General features: G+C 67.4%; 14 protein-coding genes and 1 other RNA gene. 3 read left to right on the top strand and 12 right to left on the bottom strand.

Annotated elements, in window-relative coordinates; genetic code table 11:
• Nucleotides 1–191: 191 nt before the first annotated feature.
• Nucleotides 192–1,064 (bottom strand): ion transporter, encoded by an 873-nt coding sequence (locus tag AC1DQP_RS11190; protein WP_457321370.1) that lies wholly within the window; start codon nucleotides 1,062–1,064, stop codon nucleotides 192–194.
• 64 nt (nucleotides 1,065–1,128) lie between these two features.
• On the opposite strand from AC1DQP_RS11190, the gene AC1DQP_RS11185 reads away from it, so the two are divergent.
• Nucleotides 1,129–2,358, top strand: a complete 1,230-nt coding sequence (locus AC1DQP_RS11185; protein WP_478051606.1) for an acetylornithine transaminase — start codon at nucleotides 1,129–1,131, stop codon at nucleotides 2,356–2,358.
• 60 nt (nucleotides 2,359–2,418) lie between these two features.
• Here AC1DQP_RS11185 and AC1DQP_RS11180 read toward each other — a convergent pair whose 3' ends face one another.
• Entirely contained in the window at nucleotides 2,419–3,030 is a 612-nt protein-coding gene (locus AC1DQP_RS11180; protein ID WP_457320857.1) for an HAD-IA family hydrolase, read from the bottom strand.
• Nucleotides 3,031–3,190: 160 nt separating this feature from the next.
• On the opposite strand from AC1DQP_RS11180, the gene azu reads away from it, so the two are divergent.
• On the top strand, nucleotides 3,191–3,601 hold the full coding sequence (gene azu / locus AC1DQP_RS11175) for an azurin (RefSeq protein WP_306175407.1): 411 nt from the start codon (nucleotides 3,191–3,193) through the stop codon (nucleotides 3,599–3,601).
• A 200-nt stretch (nucleotides 3,602–3,801) separates the two neighbouring features.
• On the opposite strand, the gene hemL is transcribed toward azu, so the two are convergent.
• The gene (gene hemL, locus AC1DQP_RS11170) at nucleotides 3,802–5,091 is read right to left on the bottom strand and encodes a glutamate-1-semialdehyde 2,1-aminomutase (RefSeq protein WP_478051605.1); all 1,290 of its coding nucleotides are present in this window, start codon (nucleotides 5,089–5,091) and stop codon (nucleotides 3,802–3,804) included.
• A 15-nt stretch (nucleotides 5,092–5,106) separates the two neighbouring features.
• Nucleotides 5,107–5,742: a thiamine phosphate synthase gene (gene thiE / locus AC1DQP_RS11165; RefSeq protein WP_457320853.1), complete on the bottom strand. Its 636-nt coding sequence runs from the start codon at nucleotides 5,740–5,742 to the stop codon at nucleotides 5,107–5,109.
• Nucleotides 5,743–5,814: 72 nt separating this feature from the next.
• On the opposite strand from thiE, the gene AC1DQP_RS11160 reads away from it, so the two are divergent.
• Nucleotides 5,815–6,006: a rubredoxin gene (locus AC1DQP_RS11160; protein WP_256776021.1), complete on the top strand. Its 192-nt coding sequence runs from the start codon at nucleotides 5,815–5,817 to the stop codon at nucleotides 6,004–6,006.
• A 116-nt stretch (nucleotides 6,007–6,122) separates the two neighbouring features.
• On the opposite strand, the gene AC1DQP_RS11155 is transcribed toward AC1DQP_RS11160, so the two are convergent.
• From AC1DQP_RS11155 to AC1DQP_RS11120, 8 genes are all read right to left on the bottom strand, one after another.
• Nucleotides 6,123–6,968, bottom strand: a complete 846-nt coding sequence (locus tag AC1DQP_RS11155) for a SirB1 family protein (RefSeq protein ID WP_312235977.1) — start codon at nucleotides 6,966–6,968, stop codon at nucleotides 6,123–6,125.
• Between the two features lie 157 nt (nucleotides 6,969–7,125).
• A complete protein-coding gene (locus tag AC1DQP_RS11150; protein WP_478051604.1) occupies nucleotides 7,126–7,575 on the bottom strand; it encodes a DUF192 domain-containing protein in 450 nt (149 codons plus the stop codon).
• A gap of 52 nt (nucleotides 7,576–7,627) precedes the next feature.
• Nucleotides 7,628–8,275: a ribose-5-phosphate isomerase RpiA gene (gene rpiA / locus AC1DQP_RS11145; RefSeq protein ID WP_478051603.1), complete on the bottom strand. Its 648-nt coding sequence runs from the start codon at nucleotides 8,273–8,275 to the stop codon at nucleotides 7,628–7,630.
• Between the two features lie 28 nt (nucleotides 8,276–8,303).
• Nucleotides 8,304–8,780: an EVE domain-containing protein gene (locus AC1DQP_RS11140; RefSeq protein WP_478051602.1), complete on the bottom strand. Its 477-nt coding sequence runs from the start codon at nucleotides 8,778–8,780 to the stop codon at nucleotides 8,304–8,306.
• A 12-nt stretch (nucleotides 8,781–8,792) separates the two neighbouring features.
• Nucleotides 8,793–9,395 (bottom strand): 5-formyltetrahydrofolate cyclo-ligase, encoded by a 603-nt coding sequence (locus AC1DQP_RS11135; RefSeq protein WP_457322028.1) that lies wholly within the window; start codon nucleotides 9,393–9,395, stop codon nucleotides 8,793–8,795.
• Between the two features lie 79 nt (nucleotides 9,396–9,474).
• Nucleotides 9,475–9,659, bottom strand: a non-coding RNA gene (gene ssrS, locus AC1DQP_RS11130) — 6S RNA.
• A gap of 199 nt (nucleotides 9,660–9,858) precedes the next feature.
• Nucleotides 9,859–10,155 (bottom strand): cell division protein ZapA, encoded by a 297-nt coding sequence (locus AC1DQP_RS11125; RefSeq protein WP_259207475.1) that lies wholly within the window; start codon nucleotides 10,153–10,155, stop codon nucleotides 9,859–9,861.
• Nucleotides 10,152–10,373 carry a TIGR02449 family protein gene (locus AC1DQP_RS11120; protein WP_478051601.1) on the bottom strand — a complete coding sequence of 74 codons (222 nt, stop codon included), beginning with the start codon at nucleotides 10,371–10,373 and terminating at the stop codon, nucleotides 10,152–10,154. Before AC1DQP_RS11120 ends, AC1DQP_RS11125 begins: the two co-directional genes overlap by 4 nt.
• Nucleotides 10,374–10,419 lie beyond the last annotated feature (46 nt).

Raw genomic sequence — 10,419 nt, 5'->3', positions numbered from 1 at the left:
GCCTGATGCAGGGCGGTGGCCGCATCGGCAACCCGCAGGGCTCGGCCGAAGCGGTGACCGACAGCTACAACGATCTGGTCGACGCCAGCAACCAGCTGTCGCGATAAGTCGCAGCGCCACGTCGCTGTCGGCGACGACGGCGTCAACGCGGCGGGTCGGTGAACGCCCCGCCGCGCGCCTGCCTGCAGGGCTCAGGCGTTGAACACCGGCGGCAGTTTTTCCCCGCAATGGCGGCAATGCAGCGCATCCGGCTCGTGTCCTTCCAGCCCACAGTGCGGGCAGCCGCGTGCATCACGCCGCGCGGCGTGCTCGGCCTCGCGCATGGTGCTGGCCAGTTCGGCGGTGTAGATGCCGGTGGGCACGGCGATGATGCTGTAGCCGATCAGGATCAGTACCGAGGTGACGAAGCGGCCCAGCACGGTCTGCGGCACGATGTCGCCAAAGCCCACCGTGGCCATCGTCACCACTGCCCAGTACATGCTGCTGGGAATGCTGGTGAAGCCGTGGTTGGGGCCTTCGATCACGTACATCAGGGTGCCGGCGATGATCGTGATGGTGACCACCGTGAACAGGAACAGCAGCACCTTGCGGCGGCTGCGCCACAGCGATTCCATCAACACGCCGCTCTCTTCGATGTAGCGGGTCAGCTTGAGGATGCGGAACACGCGCAGGATGCGCAGCGCGCGCACCACCAGCAGGCTCTGCGCACCGGGAATGAACAGGGACAGGTAGGTGGGCAGGATCGAGGCCAGGTCGATGATCCCCCAGACGCTGAAGGCGTAGCGCAGCGGGCGCTTGACCACCGCCAGGCGCAGCACGTATTCGGCGGTGAACAGGATCGTGAAGCCCCACTCGACCACGTACAGCCAGTCGGCGTGGGCGATGTGGAAGCGCTGCACACTGTCGAACATGACCACCAGCACGCTGGCGATGATCGCGTAGACCAGCAGCAGGTCGAAATTGCGCGAGGGCCGGGTGTCGTGGCGGTAGATGATGTCGAACCAGGTCCGGCGCCAGCCGGTCTCGGTCGCGGGATTGAGCTGGGGGGCACTGAACGGTCGCATGGGCGCATTGTGCCCCAGCCGGTGGAAGCGCGAGAATGGGCTTTCCCTGACCACCCTGACTGCCATGACCGCCGCCGCCGCCGATCCGCTCCTGTCCCTGTCGCATTACTACCTGCCGGTCTACAAACCGCGCCAGGTGGTGCTCGAACGCGGCCAGGGCGCGCGCGTCTGGGACAACCAGGGCCGTGAGTTCATCGACCTGGCCGCCGGCATCGCCGTGTGCGGCCTGGGCCACAACGACCCGGACCTGACCGCCGCACTGATCGAGCAGGCCGGCAAGCTGTGGCACACCAGCAATGTGTTCTACAGCGAGCCGCCGCTGCGCCTGGCCGAAGAACTGGTCACTTCCTCGCGCTTTGCCGAGCGGGTGTTCCTGTGCAATTCCGGTGCAGAAGCCAACGAAGTGGCGATCAAGCTGGTGCGCAAGTGGGCCTCCTCGCAGGGCCGTCCCGCCCATCAGCGGGTGATCGTGACTTTCCGCGGCAGCTTCCACGGCCGCACCCTGGCCGCGGTGACCGCCACTGCCCAGCCCAAGTACCAGGAAGGCTACGAGCCGCTGCCCKGTGGCTTCCGCTACGTCGATTTCAATGATGAGGTGCAGCTGGAAACCGCGATGGCCGCCGGCGACGTGGCCGCGGTCATGCTCGAGCCGATCCAGGGCGAGGGCGGGGTGATGCCGGCCAAGCCGGGCTTCATGCAGCGCATCCGCGCTTTGTGCGACCAGCACGACGCGCTGATGGTGCTCGACGAGATCCAGGTCGGCATGGGCCGCACCGGCACCCTGTTCGCGCACTGGCAGGACAACATCAAGCCGGACATCGTGACCCTGGCCAAGGCGCTGGGCGGCGGTTTCCCGATCGGCGCGATGCTGGCCGGTCCCAAGGTGGCCGAGGTGATGCAGTTCGGCGCGCACGGCACCACCTTCGGCGGCAATCCGCTGGCCGCGGCGGTGGCGCGCGTGGCACTGCGCAAGTTGTCCTCGCCGGAGATCGCGCACAACGTCAGCCGYCAGTCGCAGGCGCTGCACGATGGGCTGGGCCGGATCAACGACGAGTTCAAGGTGTTCAGCCAGGTTCGTGGCCGCGGCCTGATGCTGGGCGCGGTGCTGGACCGGGACTTCGCCGGCCAGGCCGGGGCGATCCTGGACCATGCCGCCGAACACGGCCTGCTGACCCTGCAGGCCGGTCCGGACGTGCTGCGCTTCGTGCCGGCGCTGAACATCACCGATGAAGAGATCGCCGAGGGCCTGAAGCGCCTGCGCGCCGCGGTGCAATCCTTCATCGCCTCGCGGTAGAGCCGACCGTTGGTCGGYTGCTGTTGTCTTTGGGCGAACGCAGCCGGCCAACGGTCGGCTCTACGCCAGCCCGTAGCGCTTCAACACCTTGCCGATACTGCGGCTGTCGGTCGCCGTTTCCGCGTGCAACCCTGCCTGCCGCGCACCGCGTACGTTGACGAACAGGTCATCGATGAACAGCGTGCGCTCGGCGCGTGCGCCAAGCAGCGTCATGGCCTGCACGAACACGGCCGGGTCCGGTTTGCGTCCACCGAGCGCGCCGCTGCACAGGATGCGCCCGTTCAAGGCCTCGGCCAGGGTGGGGAGGATGCGCGGGATGGTCTGGGCCATGAGCGCGCCGTTGTTGGTCAGGATGGCGATCGGCAGCTCACGCGCGATGCGCTCGATGCGTTCGATCACGCCTGCCTGCGGCGATGAGGCGGCAATGCGTGCGTCCTGCCATTGCGCGACGCTCACCGTGGTATCCAATGCAGCACCCAGTTGCTGCAGATACAGCGCGCTGTCCAGCCCGGCATCATGCTGTTGCTCCAGCCCACTGTCGAACAACGCCGCCTGCACCTGTGCGGCGCTGCGGCCGGTGCTGGCGGCAAGGTGACGCACGCGCAGGTGGCGCGCATGGCGCACCAGCACCCCATCGAAATCCAGCAGCAGGCAGTCCACGGCAACCGGCATCGGCAACATTCGTCCAGGTCCAGCGTCGACCGTAACCCACTCCGGGTGACCGCTGCGACATCGCGTCGCAGGTGGGCGGCCAAGCGGCTGTCTAGAATCTCCGGACTGATTGTTGGAGATCGCCGTGAAACTGCTTGCCCCCGTGTTGCTCGCCGGCCTGATGCTGGCCCCGGCTGCCCATGCCCGCGTGTGCGCGGTCAACATCGACAGCACCGACCAGATGAGCTTCAGCCAGAAGGAGATCAAGGTCGGCGCGGACTGCACGCAGGTGAAGCTGACCCTGCGCCACACCGGCAAGCTGGCCGCCACCGCGATGGGCCACAACTGGGTGCTGACCCGCAGCGCGGATTACCAGCCGGTGGCGATGGCCGGCATGCGCATGACCCCGGCCGACAGCTACCTGCCCAAGGGCGATGCACGGGTGCTGGCACATACGGCGGTGATCGGCGGCGGGCAGAGCACCAGCGTCACCTTCGCCACGGCCAAGCTGGCCAAGGGCGGTGACTACACGTTCTTCTGCTCGTTCCCGGGCCACTTCGCGATGATGAAGGGCCGATTCGTTTTCGGCTGAGGCGTAGCTGCCGGGATGGCATGGGTAGAGCCACCCCATGGGTGGCTGCACGCAATGCCGAATCCTGATCGAACAGCAGCCACGCATGGCGTGGCTCTACCGTGGTCGGATTGCACGGGTAGAGTCACCCCATGGGTGGCTGCATGCAATGCCGGATCGAACAGCAGCCACGTATGGCGCGGCGCTACCGTCGCAGGGGCTCAGCCCTTGACCACCTTGAACGCCTCGCGTGCCGCGTCGAGGGTTGCGTCGATGATGCTGTCATCGTGCGCGCTGGACATGAACCCGGCTTCGTACGCCGACGGCGCCAGAAACACGCCGCGCTCGAGCATCGCGTGGAAGAAGGTGTTGAATGCCGGGATGTCGCAGGACGTTGCCTGCGCATAGGTCTCCACTTTCTGGTCGGTGAAGAACAGCCCGAACATGCCCCCGACCTGATTGGTGGTCACCGCCACGCCGGCGTCGGCGGCGGCGGCTTCCAGGCCGGCGCACAGGCGCGCGCTGGCGGCGCCCAGGCGGTCGTGGAAACCCGGTGCCTGCACCAGCTCCAGCATCGCCAGGCCGGCCGCCATCGCCACCGGATTGCCGCTGAGCGTACCGGCCTGGTAGATCGGGCCGGCCGGGGCGATCTGCGACATCAGGTCGGCACGGCCACCATAGGCGCCCACCGGCATGCCGCCGCCGATGATCTTGCCGAAGGTGGTCAGGTCCGGGGTGATGCCGTAGTACGCCTGCGCACCGCCGAGGGCGACGCGGAAACCGGTCATCACTTCGTCGAAGATCAGCAGCGCGCCGTACTGCGTGCACAGCGCGCRCAGGTGCTGCAGGTAGCCCTCGCGCGGCGGGATGCAGTTGGCGTTGCCGACCACCGGTTCGATGATCAGGCCGGCGATGTGCTCGCCCTGTTCGGCGAACAGCGCGGTGGCCGCGTCGACATCGTTGTAGGGCAGGGTGAGCGTGAGCTCGCTCAGGCCGGCCGGCACGCCCGGCGAGGTCGGTACGCCCAGGGTCAGCATGCCGCTGCCGGCCTTGACCAGGAACGAGTCGCCGTGGCCGTGGTAGCAGCCTTCGAACTTGACGATGCGGTTGCGGCCGGTGGCGCCGCGCGCCAGGCGGATCGCCGACAGCGTCGCTTCGGTGCCGGAGTTGACCATGCGCACCATCTCGCATGACGGGATCAGGCGGGTGAGGGTGTCAGCCATCACCACTTCGGCTTCGCACGGCGCGCCGAAGGACAGGCCGTTGTTGATCGCGTGCTTGACCGCCTGGCGCACGCTGGCATGGTTGTGGCCAACGATCATCGGGCCCCACGAACCCACGTAGTCGATGTAGCGGTTACCGTCGACGTCGTACAGATACGGGCCATCGGCCCGCTCCACGAAGAACGGCTCGCCACCGACCGACTTGAACGCGCGCACCGGCGAGTTGACGCCGCCCGGTAGAAGCTTCTGGGCGCGGGTGAACAGGGCGTGGGACTGGTCGTGGTTCATGGGGTGTCCTGGGTATTACGGGAACTGGGCGAGGAAGGCGCGCTGGGTGGCGACCGGGTCGGCGGCGGCGAACACGCTGCTGACCACGGCGACCAGATCGGCACCGGCCTCGATGATGGGTCCGACATTGTCCGGGCTCAGCCCGCCGATCGCCACCCGCGGCACGCCCAGTGCGGCGCTTTGCCGCAGCAGGTCGACGGTGGCGCGGCTGGAAGTGACCTTGGTGGTGGTCGGGAAGAACGCGCCGAAGGCCACGTAGCTGGCTCCGGCGGCCACGGCCCGTTCGGCATTGGCCAGCTGGTCGTAGCAGGACGCGCCGATGACGGCCTCCGGCCCGAGCAGGGCACGCGCGGCGCCGATGTCGCCATCGGTACCGCCCAGGTGCACGCCGGCAGCGCCCACGGCCTGGGCCAGCAGCGGGTCGTCGTTGATGATCAGCGGCACCCCGTGCTGGGCGCACAGCGACTGCAGGGCGATGGCCTGGGCCTGTTTCAACGCCGTGTCGGCAGTCTTGTTGCGGTACTGCAGCCAGGTCGCCCCGGCGGCGAGCAGCGGCGCGGTGCGCGCCAGCAGCCGCGCAGTGTCGGGCTCGTCAGGCGTGATCAGGTAGACGCCACGCGGGCGTGCAGGGGAGGCTGAAGCAGGATTCATCGGTGGCTACCGGTAGCACGACGGGAGTGGGACAATGGCCATCGCCAGTTCTTGTCCAACCGTGATTATCCAATGACCGACGCCACCGCCACCACTTTCCGCACCTGGATGTGCGTTGTCTGCGGCTTCCTGTACAGGGAAGAAGAGGGCTTGCCGGAAGAAGGCATYGCGCCGGGCACCCGCTGGGAAGACATTCCCGATACGTGGACCTGCCCGGATTGCGGCGTGACCAAGGACGATTTCGAGATGGTCGAGGTCGATTGAGGGCAGCCGTGTAAATCCTTGGCCTGCAAGGGAAAGCAGCCAAGCGTGGCTCGGCGCTACGCGCCCAACGTCCCGGTCCCCCGGTAGTGCCGAGCCGCGCTCGGCAACCGAATCCCTCAATGCAACCGTGGCGCCCGTCCGCCGATCTCTACCAGCTGCTCGCGCACCCACTGCGCGTCGGTGGCCTGCCCATTGCGCTGCAGGTACAGCGCCAGATCGCGGTGCGCGCCGGCCTGGTAGTCCAGGTGCAGGTAGGCCAGGCCCCGATCGCGCAGGGCGTCGTCCTGTTCCGGCGCTAGCTTGAGCAGGCGATCGGCGCTGCGCGCGGCGCGGTCCCATTCGCCGCGTTCCACGTACACGCCGTGCAGGTTGCGCAGCATGCGCATCAGGATCGCGCGCGCCGGCGCTGCATCCAGAATCTGCGCCAGCACATGGTCGTCCGGGGTTTCCCCGCCCAGGTGCGAGCGCGCGCGCTCGCGCAGTTCTTCCACATCCAGCGGGCGCCCGCCGTTGAACGGGTCCATCACCAGCATTCCGTCATCGACCGGCAGCCGGACCAGGAAATGCCCCGGGAAGGACACCCCGTCCAGCGGAATGCCGAGCCGGCGCGCGACTTCCATCTGCACCAGCGCCAGCGAGATCGGGTTGCCCAGGCGGCGTTCGAATACCTGGTTGAGATAGCTGTTGCGCGGGTCGTAATACTCGCCGTGGTCGCCGCCGTAGCCGAGTTCGTCGAACAGATGGCGGTTGACCGCGGCGATCTTCAGCGGCCAATGCTCGATCGTGTCCACCTCGGTGCGCAGGTGGTCGGCATGGCTCTGCAGCAGCGCGTCGTAGACCTTCGGGTCCAGGTCGGGGTACTCGTCGCGGGCAATCAGCAGCGCGGTGGGCAACAGCGGCAACGCCTCGTCGTCCAGCTCGGCCAGTGAATCCCACGTCGGCAATGTCATCTGCCCCTGCATGGCTACAGACTGGCGACAAACGCAACCGGTTTCAAGGGCTTCAGCGCCGGATCACGCCCGCCGGTAGAGCCGACCGTTGGTCGGCTGAGCGGGAGCGTTGAGGAGGGCCAGGGGCGGCCGACCAACGGTCGGCTCTACCCCGGGCGGGGGCGCGGTGTCAGCGGTCGGCGATGCCTGGGCCGAAGGTGWTCTCGGTGCCGTCCTTCAGGCCGAGCTTTTCGGCCTGGCCGGCGTTGAGTTCGAGCACGTAGCGGGCCGGGCCGCTGCTGGGATAGGGCGGGCAGCGGTCGCCGGCCGAACACGGCGGCACGTCGCGCTGCTGGCTGACGAGGTGGCGCTGGTCGTCGAAGTACAGGATGTCCAGTGCGATCTTCGTGTTCTTCATCCAGTACGCCTGCAGCTCTTCGCGCTCGTGCAGGAAGAGCATGCCGTGGTCGGCGGGCATCTGGTCGCGGAACATCAATCCGCGTGCGCGGCTGGCGTCATCGGTGGCCAGTTCCACCTGGTAACGGGCACCGCCCAGTTCCACCCAGTGGCGGGCGCCGGTGCTGGCGCAGCCGGTCAGGGACATCAGGAGCAGCAGTGGCAGCAGGCGGATCAACGACATCGGGTCTACCTCGGAAGGAAAAAAGGCCGGCCATCGCTGGCCGGCCACGGAATCAGAACACCTTGGGCGGCTGTCCGCCGACGATCACCACATCGGCCGGGCGCCGGGCGAACAGGCCCACGCTGACCACGCCGGGCAGCTGGTTGAGCTCGCGCTCCAGCTTGACCGGATCGGTGATCTCCAGGTGGTGGATGTCCAGGATCGCATTGCCGTTGTCGGTGACCACGCCTTCGCGCCAGGCCGGCTGGCCGCCGGTCATTTCCATGATCCGGCGCGCGATCAGGCTGCGTGCCATCGGGATCACTTCCACCGGCAGCGGGAAGCGGCCCAGCACCGGCACCTGCTTGCTCGGGTCGATGATGCACACGAAGCGCTCGCTGGCCTCGGCGATGATCTTCTCGCGGGTCAGCGCGGCGCCGCCGCCCTTGATCAGGCACTTGTTGCCGTCGCACTCGTCGGCACCGTCCACGTACAGCGACAGGTTGCCGGTGTGGTTGAGTTCCATCACCTCGATGCCGTGCGACTTCAGCTGGGCGGTGCTCTGCTCCGAGCTGGACACGGTGCCCTTGATGCGGTGCTTGATACGGGCCAGGCCGTCGATGAAGTAGGCGACGGTGGAGCCGGTGCCGACCCCGACGATCATGCCGTCTTCGACGTATTCCAGGGCTTTTTCGGCAGCCAGGCGCTTGGCTTCGGACATGGCGGGAAACTCTTGAGGGAAAAGGGGATCAGTGTTTTTCCAGCGACAGCAGCAGCTTCCACTGCGCTGCGGTCACCGGCAGGATCGAGAGACGGTTGCCGCGCGCGGTCAGCGGGAAACCTTCACCCAGCGCATCGGCATGCAGCTTGATCTCGTCCAGTGAAATGGTGTYGCGCAGTTTGCGCTCGAAGGCCACGTCCACCAGCATCCAGCGCGGTTCTTCGCGGGTGGCCTTGGGGTCGTAGTAGTCGGATTTCGGGTTGAACTGGGTATCGTCCGGGTAGGCCTCGCTGGCCACGGTGGCGATCCCCACGATGCCCGGCACCTTGGTGTTGGAGTGGTAGAACAGCACCCCATCGCCGACCTTCATGCCGTCGCGCATGAAGTTGCGCGCCTGGTAGTTGCGCACGCCATTCCAGGGCTCACGGCCCACGCGCTGCAGATCATCGATGGAAAAGGCGTCCGGTTCGGACTTCATCAGCCAGTAGCGCTTGCGTGCGGTCATCCGTCTATCTGTCTATCGCGGGAGGTACCGGCCATCGGCCGGCACGGGAACAAGGGTGGTCGCTTCGGTGCAGATCGCATCCACCGCGACGTCCCAGGGCTGCACCGGCAGGTCATCGACCTGCTGGACCGAGAAGCCGACCCCGACCAGCCACGGCGGGGCCGGGCGCTGGTGGCGGAATGCGAAGCTGCGATCATACCAGCCGCCTCCCATCCCAAGGCGGCGGCCCAGCGCATCGAAGCCGACCAGTGGGGCGACCACCAGCGCCATCTGCTCCGGGGCCAGCGTGGCCTCGGGCGCGAGATCGGGTTCGGGAATGCCGTAGCGGTTGCTGGTCAGTGGCTGGCCGGGGCGCCAGGGCGCAAACCGCAGGGTGTCGCCGGCCAGGATCGGCAGGCAGTACTGCAGCGCTGGCGGCAACTGCATCTGCCAGCGGTGCAGCGCGATCTCGCCATCTATCGCCCAGTAGCCGGCAACGAAGCCCTGGGTGGGTGCGAACGGAAGCTGGAGCAGGCCTTCGGCCAGTTGCTCGGCCGCGGCCAGGCGCTGCGCGGCGGGGATGTCTCGGCGGCGTTGGCGCAACTGCTGGCGCAGTGCGGAGCGCGGGTCGGTCATGCCTGGGTCCGGGGCGTGGTGCGGGCGCGGATAAAACAAGAGCGACGTCCCGAAGGGGCGTCGCTCTTGCAGGAAGACTGCATTCTCCGCGGTGACGATGCGTGCGAAACGACCTTGAACCCGGGGTTCAAGTGGGTACGCTGGGACTCCTTCGGGCTTCCCGCTACAAGGCGGACTTGCACTCCCGGCGCCGTCGCGCACCCGTGGTCGTAATTAAGGGACAAGGCGAATGTTTGCACACGCCGTCGTTCACAGCAGAGAACGCGTCGCCATTATAGCCAAGCACGCGCCGGGCGATAGGCCGTTCGTCGGTCCGATTGCAGGGGAATTCAGATCGATGACGACGATGCGATGGCCGCGTGCAATGAAACATCGCGTGGAACACCGTAGAGCCGACCGTTGGTCGGCTTGCCCACACCGCACGTGCCAATGACCCCGGTAGAGCCGACCGTTGGTCGGCTGCTCACGCCCCGTCGATCGCCCGGTCCAGCCGCCGGTTCAGATCGGCCAGCGTCTGCTGCAGGGCGACGGCTTGGCGCGCATGTTCATCGCGCAGCTGCTGCAGTTCGTGGGCCAGGTTCAACGCGGCCAGCACGGCCACCCGGTCCACGGCAGCCATCCGGTTGCTGCCGCGGATCTCGCGCATCTTCGCGTCCAGCAGGCGCGCGGCGGCGGTGAGGATCTCGCGTTCCTCCGCGCCCACGCCCACGGTGTATTCACGGTCCAGGATGCGGACACTGACCGGTTCGGTCTGGCTCATGTGTGCTGCTCCAGGGACTTGAGGCGGGTGATCATCGCTTCGACCCGGGAGCGGGCCTGTTCGTTCTTGGCCAGCAGCTGGGAGCGCTCGGCCACCAGTTGTTCCTGCTGGTGGCGCAGGCTGCGGTTTTCCTCGGCCAGGCGCTGGTTGCGCTCCAGCAACGCCTCCACCCGGGCGGCGAAGGCCYGCAATTGGGTGATGGCGTCGGAAGGTTCCATGACCGGCACGATAGGCAAGGGCGGTGGAGGCGGTCAAGCGAATAAT

This window comes from Stenotrophomonas sp. P5_A8 (assembly GCF_056400545.1).
Note: the sequence above shows the minus strand (reverse complement) of the source record. Positions and strands in the feature narration are given on the sequence as shown.

What these genes read in the sequence shown, in the direction of transcription:
- AC1DQP_RS11190 (WP_457321370.1), bottom strand. Translation starts at nt 1,064, where the DNA reads ATGCGACCGTTCAGTGCCCCCCAGCTCAATCCCGCGACCGAGACCGGC.
- AC1DQP_RS11135 (WP_457322028.1), bottom strand. Translation starts at nt 9,395, where the DNA reads ATGACCGACCCGCGCTCCGCACTGCGCCAGCAGTTGCGCCAACGCCGC.
- azu (WP_306175407.1), top strand. Translation starts at nt 3,191, where the DNA reads ATGCTGGCCCCGGCTGCCCATGCCCGCGTGTGCGCGGTCAACATCGAC.
- thiE (WP_457320853.1), bottom strand. Translation starts at nt 5,742, where the DNA reads ATGAATCCTGCTTCAGCCTCCCCTGCACGCCCGCGTGGCGTCTACCTG.
- AC1DQP_RS11125 (WP_259207475.1), bottom strand. Translation starts at nt 10,155, where the DNA reads ATGAGCCAGACCGAACCGGTCAGTGTCCGCATCCTGGACCGTGAATAC.
- rpiA (WP_478051603.1), bottom strand. Translation starts at nt 8,275, where the DNA reads ATGTCCGAAGCCAAGCGCCTGGCTGCCGAAAAAGCCCTGGAATACGTC.
- AC1DQP_RS11180 (WP_457320857.1), bottom strand. Translation starts at nt 3,030, where the DNA reads ATGCCGGTTGCCGTGGACTGCCTGCTGCTGGATTTCGATGGGGTGCTG.
- AC1DQP_RS11155 (WP_312235977.1), bottom strand. Translation starts at nt 6,968, where the DNA reads ATGCAGGGGCAGATGACATTGCCGACGTGGGATTCACTGGCCGAGCTG.